The sequence below is a fragment of the Streptomyces sp. NRRL S-646 genome (genome assembly GCF_000720765.1).
Classification (GTDB): Bacteria; Actinomycetota; Actinomycetes; order Streptomycetales; family Streptomycetaceae; genus Streptomyces.
This window is the reverse complement of record NZ_JODC01000046.1, coordinates 1-16776: the sequence shown is the minus strand read 5'-3', so window position 1 is coordinate 16776 and position 16776 is coordinate 1. Positions and strand designations below refer to the sequence as shown.

Genomic DNA, 16776 nt, shown 5'->3' with positions numbered 1-16776 from the left:
GATTCGCCCTACGGGGCACCGCCGCCGGCCGAGCGTTGCCGAGACGCGCGAACACCAGTTGTCCGTACTCACCGGTTCTGCCTGACCTACGATGACGCGCCCCCTGGAGAGACGCCGCTCCGCGATCTCTACTCGGTCCTGTGGGCCTTCGAACGGATCGCGGAAGCCGACCGCAGCGACGCCACGCCCGTCGCACTGTGCGGACACAGCGCTCGGCCGTGGCCGCCGCGATGGAGTCGCGGTCGGCACCGGCCGCGCGCAGCCGGTAGCGGCCATGGGCCACGGAGGACGACAGCGTCCTGAGGTGCTGACCGCCGGGATCGGACGATGCCCCCCAGCGCAGCTCATGGTGAAAGTCGTCGGCCTCGCGCGCCCTCATGATGAACAGGTGTTCAGCCACGAGGTCCGGGGCCGGGAAGACACGCTCGCAGTCGTATGCCACCTCAAAAGCCTGCAGCGACAGGGCAAGCACTGGCCCACCATCGTGGCCAGGAGTGCGCTCGTACTCCGCCCAAAACGCCCACCCCAGCACCACGGCCGCCTCACCCCGCAGTTCCACCGGCAGCCGCTCGTCCTCCAACAGTCCCCGCAGACAGCGCGTCCGTTCACGCCACAACTCCGGCCGTGCCCAATGCACATTCATCGATGCGCGCAGCACGTTGGCGAGGTACACGGTGAAAGCCTCGAGCAGATCAGCCTCCAGTGCCGACGTGGCTGCCCCCTGGACCAGCGCATCAAGGGCACGCACCGCCCCCTCAGCCTCATCCGCGGCGCCCTTGCCGCTCATGGCTTGTGAGCGGTACCAGCGGACGCGTGCCACCAGCCGCGCCGCCTCTGACGAACCGTCGGATGGCGCATCCGCGGACGGCCTTGTCAGCCAGCGCTCAAGTCTCATCAGAGCGTCGTCCACTGTCTTGCCCCACACGCCGCCCACGTCACCGCGCGCCTGCCGTGCACACGCGTCATCGAGCGTCTTGACCCAGGCCTTGTCCACGAAACCGGCCTCCTCCTCCCCCCGTTATCTTTTCGGCGGTCCTGCAAGAGGGCCGCTGGCCTCCGGGCCCGGCATGGCTGTTCCCCCCTGTCGAACGGATGACCTGGGGGGTGGTGTCACCGGGCCCGAGAGGCGCCGTTGGAGACGCTGATGAGTGCCTCTGTGTGTCAAGAGGCCGCAGCGAGAGTCGTGTGGCGGTCGCGTTTGAGGGTGCGATAGACGACGTTCGACAGGCGTCGTTTAAGGGCCCTTCGGGCCTCGGCTGGTGTCTTTCCTTCGGTGATTTTCCGCAGGTAGTAGTCCTGGCCTCGGCCGCCGTCGCGGATCTGGCAGACCGCGATGATGTGCAGCACGCAGTTCAGCGCGCGGTTGCCTCCGGTGTTGAGGCGGTGGCGGGCGTTCCTGCCGCTGGAAGCGTCCAGGGGCGCTGTGCCGGTGTAGCTGGCGAAGTGGTGCTCGGTGGGGAAGCGTGTGACGTCGCCGACGTGTCCAAGGAGCTTGGCGGCGAGCACGGTGCCCAGGCCGGGTAGCGCGGTAAGGGCGGTGCGGGCGACGGCCAGAGCGTCGCGCATCTGGGCCTCGTTGTGGCGGACTTGCCGGTCGACGCGCCGCAGGTCGGCCAGGAGATCCCGAGCGAGGTCGCGGCGGCAGCAGTCGGTGGCGGTGGCCGGACGGAGCCCTTTCATGAGGGCTGCGGCCTTCTCCGCGGACAGGCGGGTGGGGGCACCGCCGGGCAGCAGGTCCCGCAGCACGGCATGGAGGCGGTTGATGATGCGGGTGCGTTCGTTGACCAGGTCATCGTGCCGCTCGGTCAGCAGCCGCAGGATCGTCGACTGGTCTTCCGCCTCGACCTTGCGCAGGTCGTGCCGGAAGAGGGCGACCTGGGCGACGTGCAGAGCGTCGGCGGCATCGGTCTTGCGGTCCCCGCCGGTGGCCAGGAGCCGGGCCCGGGCGGAGAGGGTGGAAGGAACATCCACCACGTGCTCGCCGGCTGCGGCCAGCTGCTGGGCGAGGCTGCGACCGAGCCCTTTGGCGCCTTCGACGGCGAAGCGGCGCGCGGGCCACTTCTCGCACCAGCGCATCAGCTGCCGGACGGTCCCGGCGTTGACAACGAAGCGGCGCTGGGCGAGTTGGTGTCCGCTGGCGTCGACGGCGACAGCGGTGTGAGAGGACTTGTGAGGATCGATACCGATGGTGATCACGGGCACCCTGACCAGGTCTGAGCGGGAGGGGACGGGTGCGGTGGGCACTCTGACTTGAAGTCTCAGCGTCCAATGGTCACGCCTCTGTCGAGCCACACCACGCGGGTGCCGGCCAACGGCGGCAAACTCATCATGAGCCAGCCCGAGTTGGGGCGGCATGAGGTCACGCGAGCCCATGCTGACCGGCACCCTGGACGCTACGGCTGCAGACCGCGCGTCTGGCACCGATTCAACAAGTCAGAGGTCCGACTACCGCCTGGCCTGGCGCAATGCCCGGCCGCTTGCGGGCGGCAGGTCTGCATAACGTGGATGCGCGCATACGACGCCAACGCCCTGGCCAGCACCGCACGAACCCCGTTCGGGAGGATGGTTTGAACGACATCGACGACGTGGGTGTCTTCCTCGGGCTGGACGTCGGCAAGAGCGCCCATCACGGGCACGGCCTCACCCCGGCCGGCAAGAAGGTCTTCGACAAGCAACTGCCCAACAGCGAGCCGAAGCTGCGGGCCGTCTTCGAAAAACTGGCCGCGAAGTTCGGCACCGTGCTGGTGATCGTGGACCAGCCCGCCTCCATCGGAGCCCTGCCCCTGACCGTCGCCCGGGACGCCGGCTGCAAGGTCGCCTACCTGCCCGGCTTGTCCATGCGGCGGATCGCCGATCTCTACCCCGGCGAGGCGAAGACCGACGCCAAGGACGCCGCGGTGATCGCGGACGCCGCCCGGACCATGCCGCACACCCTGCGCTCGCTCCAGCTGACCGATGAGATCACCGCCGAGCTGACCGTGCTGGTGGGCTTCGATCAGGACCTGGCGGCCGAGGCGACCCGCATCTCCAACCGGATACGCGGCCTGCTCACCCAGTTCCACCCCAGCCTGGAGCGCGTCCTGGGCCCGCGCCTGGACCACACCGCCGTGACCTGGCTGCTGGAACGTTACGGATCCCCGGCCAGCACCGATGCTGCCCGAGGGGCACCGGTGGCCGCACACGGTGCGCGTCGCCATCACGGCGACGGCCGAACACCTCGCCTACATCGAGCGGATGTTCGCCCCGGCGCCGGAACTCCCCGACCTTCCGGCCGGTGTAAGCGCGCACCCGTCCGGGCCGCGGTCCTGGCAGATCAGCTACGCCAACCGCCGGTTCTGGCAGCTCTCCTACTGGCCCCGTATGGGAGGCGACGTGTGGACCCTCTACGCCGATGAGGCCCGGACCAAGCCCCTCGCCAGGGCCGAGGCCCCCGGCGAAATTCTTGCCACTATCCCCGCCCGTGACGCCGAAGCACAGGCCCGCGCGGCAGCCCACAAGGGCTACTGACCCAACGACCCGAGGTCCCCCAGGGGCTTTTTCTTGTCTCCGTCAGCCAGACGTCTGCTGCCGGTGCTCGCTCAGAGCCGAGAGACCTTGGTCCGACTGAGTAGTGGCTTCTGTGATGGGGATATTTGAAAGTGGTTCTGGCCGCGCTTCCGTGATGGCTACGCCGAGTAGCGGATCCAGCTGGAGTCATCTCGCTGAGGCTTCACGAAATCGCGGTCAGAACATGCTCGCTTCGAAAGGAGGCCGGCGGCGGGGTGTCAGCCGGCCAGCTTGTTGAACTTGCGGATCTGCTGGTCGAAAACCCGGGCGGGGACCATGCGGCGTAGCAGGCTGATGCGCCGGGCGAACGGGCCGGCGGTGGAGCGCAGCCGCGGCTTGCGTGCGGTGGCCGCCGTGATGATGGCCCGGGCGACGACGGTGGAGGCGTCGCCACCCGTGACCGCCTTGGCGACCACTTGGTCGACGATGCGCCGCTGTTTCGCGTAGACCGGCAGCGGCGTGTCGGGCTGCACGAGGTTGCCCTCGAACGCGGTGTTGGTCCCGCCGGGCTCGACGAGCAGGACCCGCACGCCGAACTCACGGACCTCGTGGTCCACGGACTCGGAATACCCCTCGACCGCGTGCTTGGACGCGATGTAGGCGGCCATGTACGGCTGGGGTATCAACCCGTAGATCGACGACAGGTTGATGATGCGGCCCCGGCCCTGGGCGCGCATGTGGGGCAGGACGGCCTTCGTCATGCGGATGACGCCGAAGACGTTGATGTCGAAGACGCGCTGGTGCTGCGCCAGGGAGCTTTCCTCGGTGGCGCCCGATGAGCCGATGCCGGCGTTGTTGACCAGGACGTCGATCCGGCCGAACCGATCGATGACCTGCTGGACCAGCGTGGCGACCGAGGCATCACTGCTCACGTCGAGGTCGAGGAAGGTCACGCCCTTTCGGGAGGCGACCTTCGCGGCGTTCCGGCTGGTTCCGATCACCTCGAAACCCGCTTCGACGAGGGCGAGGGCAGTGGCCTCCCCGATGCCGGAGGACGCGCCTGTCACGAGTGCTACAGGTCGTTTCGTGGCCATCATGAACTCCTGAGATGTTGATCATGTTCACAGCAATCTGCGGCTTTCGCGGAACCTGGTCGCCTTGCGCCTTCCGTCGACCCCCAGCCAATAACCGCATCGCAAGAGTACCTGTTCTTCAGTTATCTGCAACTCCACTGTTGCAATTTATCGGGAAGGTGCTGCTAGGGAGTATCCTCTTTGAGGACAGGAACCGATGACGGGAAGGGAGACACATGGGGCGAGCACTGCGGGCTGATGCCGAACGCAGTGTGCGCGCGATTCTGGAGGCGGCCGAGAAGGTCCTCGCCGAGGATCCCGGCGCGCCGATGGAGCAGATCGCTGAGGCTGCGGGCCTGGCCAGGACGACGGTTCACCGGCGGTTCGCGAACCGGCAGGCCCTCATCGAGGCGCTGGCCGCTTCCGCGAAGCAGCAGCTCACCGACGCCATCGACGACGCCCACCTGGACACTGCACCCCCGCTGGTCGCGCTGCACCGCGCTACCGCGAACACGCTGCGGGTCAAAGGCGCCTGGCGGTTCACGCTCGGCAACCCCTTGGCGCAGAACGATGTCGCCAAGGAGGTCTGGGCCGAGATCAACGCCCGGTCTCTCGCCTTTCTCGCCCGGGCGCAGCGTGAGGGACTCCTCGATCCCGCGGCAGATCTGGAGTGGACACGGCGGGTCTACTACGCCCTCATCGGCGAGGCCCTGCACGGGCCCGGTGCTGACGAAGACCCGGACGCACAGAATCCGGACGCGCTGGCCACGCGTATCGTCGACACGCTGCTGCACGGTGCAGGACGACGCGGCTGAGCCGCACCCACCCGACGGAGCACCGGGGAAAGCGGTGGTCAGGAAGGGGCGCCGGCGGTGGGGCTGGCAGAGCCCGAATGCGGGATGGTTCCGCCGGGGATTCCTCTGTCATGCGGGTGGAGATGGACGAGCCGTCTGCCCGGACTGCGGGACGGACTTCTCGGTGGCGGAGCGGGTGGTCGCCGGTTGGATTCCGTGACCGACCCGGCTATTCCTCAGCAAGGATTCGAGTCCGCAGTAGTCGGAAACCGGCTCGGCCGTATATGGCCCTCTTGATCGTTTTCACGCGATTGACATGGCCTTCGACTTTGCCTGAGCTCCATTCGTGGGTGAGGCCAGCGGTGACGGCGTCGAGGTCCTGGCGGAGGAACGCGGCGAACTTGGCGACCGGGACAACGTCGGATTGTTCGGCCCGGCGGATCCAGGCGGGCAACAGTTGGCCTCGGCGTTTGCGGACGAGGTCGGTGAAGGCCCGGGTGAGGTCACACGCCCGTGCAATGTCCGGGCAGGCGAGGCGGGCCTGGTCGAGTTGCTCGATCTCCTTGGTGCTGAGGCGGTCGCGGTTTCGCATGATCCATGCGGTGATCCGGCGCGGGCTCGGGATTTCCGCTGGTGCGGCTGGGGCCGTGCCGGCTTGCAGGGTTAGCAGGTAGGCCGTGAGTGTCGAGTAGCCGCCACGGAATCCGCGCTCGCGGATCTGCTGGAACAGCGTCTGGCCGTTGGTGATGCCTGCGGCGTACTGCTGCTGCAGGTACGGCTTGAAGGCGTCCAACTGCTCGGTGCGGCGGTCTCGGGCGCTGTTGAGGAGATGGTCGAGACTCGTGTCGCGGTAGCGGCGGACTGTCTTGCGGTCGAGGCCGAGGCGACGGGCGATGTCGCTGAGCGGATAGCCAGCCGCGACCATGCGTGTGACTTCAGCATGGTGGTGGAGAACGCGCTGCACGATGCGCGTGGGCGGCAGTGCGTCCACCAGCGGCATCCGGATGGGGCGGTCGCCTCCCCGTTCCGCGTGCTTCTTCAGGCACGGTCGGTGCAGGTGGCAGGTCTTCTCAACGGCGTCGGAGAGGTTCCGGAGCAGGTGCCAGCGGTCCGCGATCTCCAGGGCAGCCGGGGCAGCCTCCTTGATCGCCTTCGTGTAGGCGCTGGTTCGGTCACGGCAGATGATCTCCGCACCGGGGTGGGCCGTCAGCCAAGCGGCGAAGGTCTCCGAGGTGCGGTCCGGCAGGACGTCGACCACCCGGCCCGTTTCGACGTCGACCAGGATCGTGCCGTACCGGCGCCCGCGGCGGAAAGCGAACTCGTCCACCCCGAGGACCCGTGGTGCCCGCCCTGGCGCCGGAGGCTCCTCCAGCAGTCCCATCAGGCGGGTCCGGCCCGCCGCCAAATTCAGCTTGCGGCACAGCCGCTCGCCGGGCCGGCCACCGAGCTCGACGGCCACCGTCGTCAGCCACTCCTTCAACCCGACGCTGGAGCGGCGGTGACGTTCTGTCAGCCGATCGACCTGCTCAACAAAGGTCCTACGGGTGCACGACTTCCGGTCGCAGAAGAAGCGCCGTACCCGCAGACGCACGACCAACTTCTGCCCGCCCAAAGGTCGTTCGGACAGGTTGCGACGGTAGGTCGAGTGCACTCTGCGTCCCAACCACCGGCAGCCTGGGCAACGCGGTGGTTGTCCGCAGGCCGCGGCATCTACGAGCAGCGCCGCGGCGGTGGCACTTACGCCCTCCAACCGCACATCGATCCCGGGAAACAGTACGTCTTCGATCGAGGAGGCCCCCGTGATCGAGAACTGCCCCGAGTGAACGTTCCTGCATTCACCCCCCTGACCTGGGCTTTCACTGAATCGCGGTCAGAGCCTTGAAAGTCCCCACCCCCTGCTAGGGGTGACCCCACACCTGCTCGATAAATCTCCCCACCCACCGATCACCTGACCTGCGGACGGGCGCCACAAAGGAGGGGCCGCCCGATCGCCAGCCAAGTCCAGGGGCGGGACGGACTGTCCAGGGTGGCCGAAGGCCAGCGCGGAGCGACGCCGAAGGCCGTTTCCCATGGCGGGCCACACCGTCTTGAAGCTGCCCAGACCGACGGACCAAGAGCGCCCGTGCTCCTGGGCCGCCCTTCGTCGTCATGGCAGACCATGTGCCGTGCCCCGATCCGGACCTGGCGTTCGACACGGGTCGACCAGACTCACGCGACGGGTCGACCAACCGGTGTGCAGAGCGCGCGAAGACCGGTTTACGCCTGGTCTCGTCCAGGCGGGACGGGTATCTACATGAGCATGATCCGATCCGGCCGGTCGCCCGACTCTCGCGTGTGTGTGCACAGGCCGGGCGAGCCCGCCGCAGCCGACACGCCACCTCTGGTCTGCGGGCGAGACGACCCACTGCCTGCTCGGCAGGCCGTCATTCTGGCGGGCGGAAGGGGGAGTCGGCTCTTGCCGCTGACCAGAGAGCGGCCCAAGGCGATGGTGGAGATTCACGGGGTGCCGATCCTGCGGCACCAACTCGACTGGCTCGCTGGTTGCGGAGTCGAACGCGTCGTGGTCTCTGCAGGACATCTGGCAGGGGTGATCGTCTCGTACCTCGACTCCCGTCCGTCGCCGCCACGGACCGAGGCAGTGGTCGAGAAGCGGCCGCTGGGGCGCGGCGGTGGTCTTCGCCGGGCCGCGCGGGCCCTGCCGTATCCGGGCGAGCCGTGGTTCGCCGTCTACGGGGACATCTGGACGTGTTTCTGCCTGTGCGGGATGCGCGCCCATCACCTGCGCGGTGGCGTCGCGGCGACCGTGGCGCTCGCCGGTCCCGGCCTGCCCGGCAGCGCGGTGGCCTATGACGAGCTGGGCCGGGTGACGGACTTCGCCCCGACGGTCCCGGGGCCGGGCCGGGTGAACGCCGGTGTGTACCTGTTCGCCTGGCGGGTCGTCTCCCTCCTGCCCGAAGAAGGAGATCACGCCGACAGCACACTGCCCCGTCTGGCCGGCTCCCATCAGCTGTCCAGTTACGCGATCGACGCACCCTGGCAGGCGGTGAACACCCCAGCAGACGTGATCAGGCTGGAACACGATCTCGCCACGCGAAGGGCAAACCGTCAGGCTGTGGGCGAGTGACCGTCAGGACTGGCCACCGTCAGGTGAATTCCGAGGAGGGCGCGCTATGGATGTGTCGCCGTTCGGGGTGTGGAGTACAGCCTTCACTCACGGTGATCCCGACCGAGCGCGAGCGGCCGCCTGCGAACTCGAGGAGCTCGGCTACGGCACGTTGTGGCTGGGCGGCAACCCCGGCGGCAACCCGAGCGGGGACCTGCACAGCAGCCTCACCCTCCTCACGGCGACCCGGCACACAATCGTCGCCCCCTCCTGCGTCTCCATCTGGAACCTTCCACCCGGTCGGCTTGCCGCCGCCTACCGCGGGCTTCCCGCACCGTATCGGCGACGGACGCTGGTGGGCCTGGCCGTCAGTCACGCGGAGGTCGCCTCGGTCTACCAGCGCCCCTATACGGCGATGTCCGCCTACCTCGACGCATTGGACGCGTCCGCCGGTCCACTGCCGAAGAGCGCACGGATCCTGGGCGCGCACCGGCACCTGATGACGCAGCTCGCCGCCGATCGGGCCGCTGGAGTGCAGCCCTACCTGGTCCCGCCGTCCCACACGGCCCGGACACGCGCGGTGCTGGGGGCGGAGCCGCTCCTCGCGCCGGTGCAGACGTCCGTGGTGGACACCGACCCGGTCACGGCTCGTGCCACGGCGCGGCGGGCGATCGGTCCCTACCTCACGAAGGCCAACTACGTGCGGACCTGGCTGGATGGCGGGTTCACCCAGGGCGACCTCGCCGACGGCGGCAGTGACCGCTTCGTCGACTCCCTGGTGGTGTGGGGATCCGCCGACGTCGTCGCGCGGCGTGTCCTGGCCCACCTGGAGGCGGGCGCGGACCACGTCGCCCTGCAGATCGTCACCGACACCCCGCATACCTTCCCCATCACCGCTTGGCGTGCCGTGGCCGAGCGCCTGCCTCTTGCTTAGCACTGCAAGCGCATTGGGGGTACGGCCTCGGCCCTGTGCCCCTGGCGGCCGGTGGTAGGCGCGCAGATCACCGGTTGCGACCGCGTCTCCGTGGTGTGGCAACCGGATGTCGTAGTGGGTGATAGGCATCTGGCGCAGTCATCACGCGACCGCGTGTCAGAACCTTGAAACTCCCCACTCCGTTGAACGTTCAGAGCGAGTGGGGCGACGAGCAACCCTGGTCGTTTTCAAGAATCCCCATCATCTGGTACAACCTGGCCACCGGGCTTCAGGGCGACTCGGGGGCCACGCGCATCAAACGGTGTGCCTGACGAACAGCACAGCCAAGACCCTCGCCGGGACCGTCGGCGGGGGTCTTCCTTTTTCGCACGCTCAGCCCCGGCTTCTCACTCCGTGCCAGCCGGGCTGTGCCATCCCTGATGAAAGACCTTTCAAATGACATGGCCCTTCATTGACAGGAGATCCCGAATGGCCTGACAGAGGGGCGAGTTGGGTGCGAGGGAATCGGGTGAGACGCGGGCAGTGCGCTGCAAGGCAGCGCCGGGGGTCTCACTGCCGAATCCATCACGTCTTCCCGGGGGAGACCACCATGCCCGAGCGCATCGAGCACGCCCTGCTCTACATCAAGTATGTCGACGACGCCCTTGCCGAGCAGGGTGCCGGCGCAGTCGAAGGCGCGATCTCCGGTATAAGCCTGAGAATCCTGGCGCGGGCTCTGCCTGACGGCCGGACGTCCGTCGCCGTTTCGCTCTACAGGCGCGTGCACCGCATGCGTGCCTCGGGCAAGGCATTCCACTACTGGACCTCCGAGAAGCTCACGTCGATGGCCCGCACGAAGAAGGACCTCGTCGTCCTGCGCGAGATCGACCGCCGCACTGGCAAATCCACCACTCGCCATGTCTTCTCCGAGACCGTGGTCGAGTCCTGGATCCACGGGCTGTCCGGGACACTGCAGCTGTGGATGCGCAGCCACCCGCAGGCCCGCCGGCTCGAAGGACCGGAGCCCGAGGGAGTCGACAACGCCGCGGAGCAGGCGATCGCCGCGATCCGCGAACACATCGGCGAGCTGCCGAACTGGAACGACCGCTTCCCGCTGCTCAAGGACGACCGGCAGGCTCGTCCGGCCGCCGCCTACCTGCCCTATCTCGATGCCCACGACCACGCGCAGGTCGCGAAGAACCTCTTCGGTGTGCGCGCGTACCGCCGGCCGCTGGCCCGCGAGGTGGAGCGTCTGGACATCAGCACCCTGAGCTGGTTCGCGATGTTCCGCGGGCTGGTGCCCGTGGACTGGCTCATCGACGCAATGGGCACCACGAATACAGCCCGCGGCCGCAGCCTGATGCGCGAGCCGTCGCTCACCTCCCGGCAGCGCCGAGGCATCCGCTCGATCCTGCGCCGGACTCCGCAGCCGGTGCTGCGACGGATCCTCAAGGAGCCTGTGCACCAGGCGCGGCGCACGCTGGCCGATGCTGCCGACTGCACGGCTCACCGTCTGGCCGTCACGCGTGACCTCGACCTCCTTCCGGAGATCATTGCTGCCCGCGGGCAGCGCCGGGTCCGCGGCTCCCGCGACCTCGAACACCTGGTCCGGGACCTGCCCGCAATCGAGCGCTGGCACAACCCCCGGGGCCGCACGGCCCAGCGCGTCATACAGGAGGAGATCTACGCCCATCGCGAGATGGAGCACTACAACCGCGAAATCCGGCTGCTTCCCGAGGGCACGGCCCAGGTCGCTGACTGGGACCTCTGGAAGGACGAGGCGTTCCGCGTACAGGCGTTGGGTCTGATCGAGGACCGTCGGCACGAGCTGATGGCTGCCCGCGATCGTGAGCGCCACGAACGCGAGGAGGCCCGCCGCCTCGAACGGATCGCGAAGCAGGCCCAGCGCCACCAATGGGCACTGCAGACGGCCGCACTGCTGGATGGCCGGGAAGCAGCCCCCGGTCTGAGCCTCGTCGTCGCCCGTGATGCCGAGACGCTCTCCCGCTGGGGTGCGATGCTCAACAACTGCATCGGCGGGTACGCCCGCGAGCTGGAACTGGATGTATTCGCCGCGGTCTGCGAAGCGGACGGCCGCGTGCGTCTGAACCTGCAGATCACGCAGTCGCATGGCGTAGAGCAGATCCTCGGGAAGAACAACCGCGACGCCGTGCGCGAGCTCGGCGCAGCGGCCCAGCAGGTCGTCGACGGGCTGGTCGCCATGGAAGTCAGTTTCCACCCTGATGCTCTGGGCATGGACGGGCTGCGACTGCCCCAGAGGACTCACTGACGTCGAATCTCTACAAGGACCCCGGCCTGATGCTCCGGCATCAGGCCGGGGTTCTTCTCTTGCGACCCGGAATGCCGGAGGAGCACGTGGACTGCTGGGATTCTCTTTTTGTGTGCTTCTACTGCTGTGATCAGCAGAGCTGATCCGGGAGACGACTCGCAAGTGCGCCGATGAGACGTCAGGACTGATCACCGTGGCCCAATACCCTCAGATGCCCATGTTCACCGACAGCCTCGGATTCCTCTCGAACTTCGAGGAGACGCCCTTCTTCGTCCCGCAGCTGGGACGCGAAGCCGCCTCCGGTGAACACGCATTCAACGCGCTGAAGACCCTCGATCCCGCTGAGCAGAACCACGTGCTCAGTGCTCCAACTCCCGGCGAAAGCAAGGGGCGGGGCCGCCGGGTAACGCTGCGCCCCGGCTGGAACACCGGAATACGCGTCTGGGCCATGCAGCGTGTGCTCATGGCCAAGTTCGCTGTCCCCGGCCTGAGCCAGCGGCTTGTCGCCACCGGTGACCTGATGCTCATCGAGACGAACCACTGGCATGACCAGTTCTGGGGCTCGTGCTTCTGTCCGAAGCACGAGCGGGTCCCACGCACGAACATGCTCGGCGAGTTGCTGATGGCCATTCGCGCACACCACGGCTGACGGTCAGTTGTCACACCGGAAGCCCTCCCCGGCAGAGCGTCATGCTCCGCTGCGGGAGGGCTTCTTTTTTGGCAAGCTGCTCCGCGCCGAGCCGATCGCCCAGCAGATGGTGTAGGACAAGGTCCGCTTCCGTGGCCTGTTCCTCGACATGGAACGCGAGTGGTCGACCTGGCAGCCCACCGACCCTGATTCGCCGGGCCGGATCGACGCCTCCTGTGTCCTCGTGTACGGGCTGATCCCGGAGGCCAACGCGGGCGCCATCGTCCACGCCCCGCTCCCGCAGGCCCCCAGGGCGGCGGCGCCCGCAGCGGCATACCGGGCAGTGTGCAGCCGAACCGGCCGGCATCCCCGTACGGGCGCCGTATCGGCCGGTAGCCGTCCGCGCGCATGCGGGACAGCAGTGGCGCTCGTAGGCTGATGCTGCTCGGGGCTCGTCGCGGAGGTCCGGAGGTCCCCCATGCCCCGAACCATCTGGTCAAGAGCCGTCAGCTTCTGCCTAGTGACCAGGTGACTGCCTTGTCCGATTCCCATCGCACCGGACTGCTTCAGCCATGCAGGAAGGAGTAGATCGTGGCAGAGGAGGACTGGCAGCACACACCGGCTGAGCAGCCCCGTTACGCCCCTGCTCCCGAGCCGCCTGCTCCACCAAGCGGCGCGCCGCACGGGACCGGTGCTGCGTACCCGGGGCAGTCGTCCGTCTCCTGGCAGCGCACTGCTGCTGGCGGTGATGAACTGGTTGACCTGGCGTACGAGGCGGCCAAAGCGAAGCTGGCGAGTCAAACAAGCGCATTCGAGAGCCTTAGGACCCGGGCGTCGGGGGTTCTCGGTGTTGCTGCGCTGATGACCAGCTTCTCCACCGGACTGGGGCTTGTTCATGCGGATAGCGCGAAAGGGGGGTTACTTCCCTCCTGGACTGCATGGGCATTGCTGGGCATCCTGCTGGCTCTCGGATGTTGTGCGTTCATCATCCTTGTGCCGACGAAACTGTGGCTACACGGTCCCTCAGCTCGGATCATCATGGACCTGTGGGAAAGCGGGGCAGCCCCGACGGACGCGAAGGTCACCGTCGTCACCGCGCTGGTGACGGCGCAGCACAGGAACAGCAAGGCCCTCGGAAGACGATCGTGGGCTTACCGAGGAGCAGTTCTGCTTCTCTTGGCCGAAGCCCTGACCCTCGTGGCTGCCATAGCCGAGTCCTCAGGTAGCTAGTGCACTTGCGGCCGTTCAGCACGCGGTAGAACTCCGTGACGATGTCGACGAACTCATTCGCGGCGTACCCCATCTTGTAGTCCTGGCAGGGGAGGCCGCCTGGCAGTACCTCGGGCACTCCCAGGCGGCCCGGATCAGCGGCGCTCGATCAGAGGCATGTTCCCGGCCTCCTCGTGGTCCAGAACTGGAAGCCTGCGCATCGGGATGGCGTCGGGGTCGGCCGAGCATGGCGGGGCGGCTCGCCCAGGACTCAGAATCGCGTGGCCGCAGCGACCACCGGCAACTGTTCTCCGAGCTGTCATGGACCTGCGCGACGATCCGAAGTGCGGGTGGAGGCGGGCGGACGCAGACTGGTGGATACCGGCAGGGCAACAGTCTTTGCCGGTATCCACGAGCTCGTCTCACTTATTACTCGAGGCGCGAACCGATCGCCGCACCCACGCCCTCCGTACCCCACATGGACATCGCGCGCCATTGACTTGCGCCGTCACCTTCCCAAGGGGTGTTCAGTCATGGGCGGTATCAACGGCACGGCGCTCGACACGCTGCGCGAGGGACTGCGAGGACCTGTCCTCGCTCCTCCGGACCCGGGCTACGACGAGGCCCGCAGCATCTACAACGCGATGATCGACCGGCGTCCGGCCGCCATCGCGCAGTGCGTCGACGCGGCGGACGTCAGGACCACGATCTCCTTCGCCAAGGACACCGGGGTCGAGCTCGCGGTGCGCGGCGGCGGCCACAGCGGGCCGGGCCTGTGCCTGCTCGACGACGGTCTCGTCCTCGACCTGTCGCCCATGCGCTGGGTGCGGGTCGACCCCGAGGCGAGGACCGCGCAGGTTGGCGGCGGCAGCCAACTGGGCGACGTGGACCACGCCACGCACACCTTCGGCCTCGCCGTGCCGGCCGGCATCATGTCGACCACGGGGGTCGGCGGGCTCACCCTCGGCGGCGGGCACGGCCACCTGACCCGCAAGTACGGCCTGACCATCGACAGCCTGCTCGCCGCCGACGTCGTCCTAGCCGACGGCTCCTTCGTCACCGCCTCCGAGAAGGACCACCCCGACCTGTTCTGGGCGCTGCGGGGCGGCGGCGGGAACTTCGGCGTCGTCACCTCATTCACCTTCCGACTCCACCCGGTACACACGGTCGGGGTCGCGGTCACCGTGTGGCCCATCGACCGCACGTCGGAGGTGCTGCGCTGGTACCGGGAGTTCCTGCCCGCCGCGCCACCAGACCTCACCGGCTTCTTCGCCGTCCTGGTCGTACCGCCGGGCCCGCCCTTCCCCGACCCGATCCACGGGCAGAAGATGTGCGGCGTGGTGTGGTGCTACACCGGCGACCTGGAGGCCAACCGCCTGGAAGAGGTACTGGCCGCAGTGAACGAACCCGCGCCGCCCGCCTTCCACTTCACCACGCCCATGCCCTACCCCGCCCTGCAGACCATGTTCGACGAACTGATCCCCAAGGGACTGCAGTGGTACTGGCGCGGCGACTTCTTGGACACCCTCTCCGACGCCGCGATCGAGGTCCACGAGCGATACGGCCAGGCCATCCCCACCGACCTGTCGACGCTGCACCTGTACCCGGTGGACGGGGCAGCCCACCAGGTGGGCGCCGACGACACGGCCTGGGCCTACCGGGACGCCGTGTGGTCCGGCGTGATCGGAGGCATCGACCCGGACCCCGCCAATGCGGACGTGATCCGCCAGTGGTGCGTGGACTACTGGACCGACCTGCACCCGCACTCCATGGGCGGCTCCTACGTCAACTTCCTCGGCGCCCAGGAGAGCCCGGAACGTGTGCGGACCACCTACCGCGGCCACTACGACCGGCTGGCCTCGATCAAGCGCGCCTACGACCCGGACAACTTCTTCCGCGCCAACCAGAACATCGCGCCCGCCGCCGCTTGAGGCCCGCAGGAGACACGCTCGCGGCGCCGCGAGCGGTCAGGTCGGTGATCCGATTCCGCTCCCGCGTGGCCTTCGAGGTCGGCTGCGGAGACCTCGTCCAGGTCCCTGGTCGGGCTGCTGTTGACGGTCTCGTAGAAGGGCGTCACGACGCGCTTTTCGGCGGTTTCCATGACTTCTCCGCTTCGGCTTCCGTTCGGTCGCCTTCGCCTGCGCACTGGGTCGGCCGGTGAGCAACGGGAATCATCCCTATCGGCTTCCTCATCGCCGCGGCGTGCGGCGTCCGGAGGCTGAACAGGGCTGATGCCACCGCCTCGGTGCGGCTGCGCACGCCGTGGCTTTGTTCACGAGCAGGGTGAACACAGCCAGCTCAGCCGCCGCCAACACAGTCGCCCGGATGGCGGAACTGGAGATGAACCGCCGCGCAGGTTGGAACAACGTGAAGAGATGCCCCATCACCTGCGTATCCACCGTGGCCGGCCCAGCGAACTCGAAATGGCAGCCCTCGCCGTCGTCCTGAGTGCGCTTGGCAACGCGAATTCCTCGCGGCGGGCCGAACCGGAACGCAGGACCTCCCGAGCGCGCTGGGACCGGTCCTGGAACAGCCACGTGCCGGCGAGCTCCTGGCGGACATGCCCCCGACTTCCCTGACCACGTCTGGAACCAACCCGGGCCACGGTGTGGGGCCTCGGCCTCCGGTGCGGCTAACACCCGCTCCGCCTTCCTGCCCAGCCCGGGGTGCCTCAGCCGCGGCGAAATCCACCTCCGTGTGGCAGGTGTACGGCCTGACCCCTGACGCCAACCAGGGCGCTATCGTCCACGCCCCGCGCCCCACGGCGCCGCAGCTAGGCGGCCTGTCGGGTGGTCGTTCGGGCGGCTCGGCTTCGGTGTACGGCCGAGGGATCGGAAGGTGAGCTACCGACGCCGGTAGAGCTGTGCCAGCCGCTACGCTCTTGGATGCACAAAGGGGGGCGAGTGACCAGCGAAACTCAGAGGCACGTTCGGCTTCGTTTGGCACGTCAGCGCACAGCACCCGCCCGGGTCCATGCGCGGGTCCGAGCGCGGGATGACCAGCAGGAACCAGAGCCCCCGCCACAACCGGAGCCGGAAGCCGATCCGGCGGGGGAGCCCGAACCTGGAAAACCGTGGTGGAAGCGGATCCCGTGGATCCACGTCGGCACGGTGGTTGGCGCCCTGGCGGCAATCGGTGGCCTCATCTTCACGGGCATCGCTACGTACTACGGAGCGGCAGTCTCAGAGGGCGGTATGTGACGCGATGTCACTGTGGATGTCACCGGAACGTGTGCGGCCGCCGCGCAAGCCGATCCGCGCCTGACGCAGAAATCGAGGAG

At 68.0% G+C, this 16776-nt stretch carries 12 protein-coding genes and 1 pseudogene; 9 read left to right on the top strand and 4 right to left on the bottom strand.

Features of this window, described 5'->3' with window-relative positions; translation table 11 throughout:
- Together IH68_RS59355 and IH68_RS0148320 are read right to left on the bottom strand one after the other, a co-directional pair.
- A partial coding sequence (locus IH68_RS59355; RefSeq protein ID WP_159403893.1) for a hypothetical protein occupies positions 1-994 on the bottom strand: 994 nt, incomplete at its 3' end.
- Positions 995-1161: 167 nt separating this feature from the next.
- The gene (locus IH68_RS0148320; RefSeq protein WP_030950081.1) at positions 1162-2244 is read right to left on the bottom strand and encodes an IS110 family transposase; all 1083 of its coding nucleotides are present in this window, start codon (positions 2242-2244) and stop codon (positions 1162-1164) included.
- Positions 2245-2567: 323 nt separating this feature from the next.
- Between IH68_RS0148320 and IH68_RS0148315 the strand changes: the two are divergent.
- A pseudogene (locus IH68_RS0148315) lies at positions 2568-3144 on the top strand (IS110 family transposase); the annotation flags it as partial.
- Between the two features lie 620 nt (positions 3145-3764).
- On the opposite strand, the gene IH68_RS0148310 reads toward IH68_RS0148315, so the two are convergent.
- Positions 3765-4580, bottom strand: a complete 816-nt coding sequence (locus IH68_RS0148310; RefSeq protein WP_037886589.1) for an oxidoreductase — start codon at positions 4578-4580, stop codon at positions 3765-3767.
- 215 nt (positions 4581-4795) lie between these two features.
- On the opposite strand from IH68_RS0148310, the gene IH68_RS0148305 reads away from it, so the two are divergent.
- Entirely contained in the window at positions 4796-5374 is a 579-nt protein-coding gene (locus tag IH68_RS0148305) for a TetR/AcrR family transcriptional regulator (protein WP_030950078.1), read from the top strand.
- Positions 5375-5582: 208 nt separating this feature from the next.
- On the opposite strand, the gene IH68_RS0148300 is transcribed toward IH68_RS0148305, so the two are convergent.
- Positions 5583-7109 (bottom strand): ISL3 family transposase, encoded by a 1527-nt coding sequence (locus tag IH68_RS0148300; RefSeq protein WP_267883800.1) that lies wholly within the window; start codon positions 7107-7109, stop codon positions 5583-5585.
- Between the two features lie 543 nt (positions 7110-7652).
- Here IH68_RS0148300 and IH68_RS0148295 point away from each other — a divergent pair.
- The 7 genes from IH68_RS0148295 to IH68_RS60090 all read left to right on the top strand — a co-directional run bounded on the left by IH68_RS0148295 (position 7653) and on the right by IH68_RS60090 (position 16075).
- A complete protein-coding gene (locus IH68_RS0148295; RefSeq protein ID WP_078912957.1) occupies positions 7653-8477 on the top strand; it encodes a nucleotidyltransferase family protein in 825 nt (274 codons plus the stop codon).
- Between the two features lie 46 nt (positions 8478-8523).
- Entirely contained in the window at positions 8524-9390 is an 867-nt protein-coding gene (locus IH68_RS0148290; RefSeq protein ID WP_030950070.1) for a TIGR03620 family F420-dependent LLM class oxidoreductase, read from the top strand.
- A gap of 589 nt (positions 9391-9979) precedes the next feature.
- Positions 9980-11659 carry a PcfJ domain-containing protein gene (locus tag IH68_RS0148285; RefSeq protein WP_030950067.1) on the top strand — a complete coding sequence of 560 codons (1680 nt, stop codon included), beginning with the start codon at positions 9980-9982 and terminating at the stop codon, positions 11657-11659.
- A 217-nt stretch (positions 11660-11876) separates the two neighbouring features.
- A complete protein-coding gene (locus IH68_RS52245) occupies positions 11877-12308 on the top strand; it encodes an NADAR family protein (RefSeq protein WP_051834149.1) in 432 nt (143 codons plus the stop codon).
- 570 nt (positions 12309-12878) lie between these two features.
- Positions 12879-13517: a hypothetical protein gene (locus IH68_RS56900; protein ID WP_159403891.1), complete on the top strand. Its 639-nt coding sequence runs from the start codon at positions 12879-12881 to the stop codon at positions 13515-13517.
- Positions 13518-14029: 512 nt separating this feature from the next.
- Positions 14030-15427, top strand: coding sequence for an FAD-binding oxidoreductase (locus IH68_RS0148275; protein ID WP_030950062.1), 1398 nt, complete (start codon positions 14030-14032; stop codon positions 15425-15427).
- A 300-nt stretch (positions 15428-15727) separates the two neighbouring features.
- On the top strand, positions 15728-16075 hold the full coding sequence (locus IH68_RS60090) for an acyl-CoA carboxylase subunit epsilon (RefSeq protein ID WP_078912955.1): 348 nt from the start codon (positions 15728-15730) through the stop codon (positions 16073-16075).
- Positions 16076-16776 lie beyond the last annotated feature (701 nt).

Excerpts from the sequence above, each read along its gene's own strand:
- IH68_RS0148310 (WP_037886589.1), bottom strand. The coding sequence starts at position 4,580 with ATGGCCACGAAACGACCTGTAGCACTCGTGACAGGCGCGTCCTCCGGC.
- IH68_RS0148305 (WP_030950078.1), top strand. The coding sequence starts at position 4,796 with ATGGGGCGAGCACTGCGGGCTGATGCCGAACGCAGTGTGCGCGCGATT.
- IH68_RS0148295 (WP_078912957.1), top strand. The coding sequence starts at position 7,653 with ATGATCCGATCCGGCCGGTCGCCCGACTCTCGCGTGTGTGTGCACAGG.
- IH68_RS0148290 (WP_030950070.1), top strand. The coding sequence starts at position 8,524 with ATGGATGTGTCGCCGTTCGGGGTGTGGAGTACAGCCTTCACTCACGGT.
- IH68_RS0148285 (WP_030950067.1), top strand. The coding sequence starts at position 9,980 with ATGCCCGAGCGCATCGAGCACGCCCTGCTCTACATCAAGTATGTCGAC.
- IH68_RS52245 (WP_051834149.1), top strand. The coding sequence starts at position 11,877 with ATGTTCACCGACAGCCTCGGATTCCTCTCGAACTTCGAGGAGACGCCC.
- IH68_RS0148275 (WP_030950062.1), top strand. The coding sequence starts at position 14,030 with ATGGGCGGTATCAACGGCACGGCGCTCGACACGCTGCGCGAGGGACTG.
- IH68_RS60090 (WP_078912955.1), top strand. The coding sequence starts at position 15,728 with ATGCCACCGCCTCGGTGCGGCTGCGCACGCCGTGGCTTTGTTCACGAG.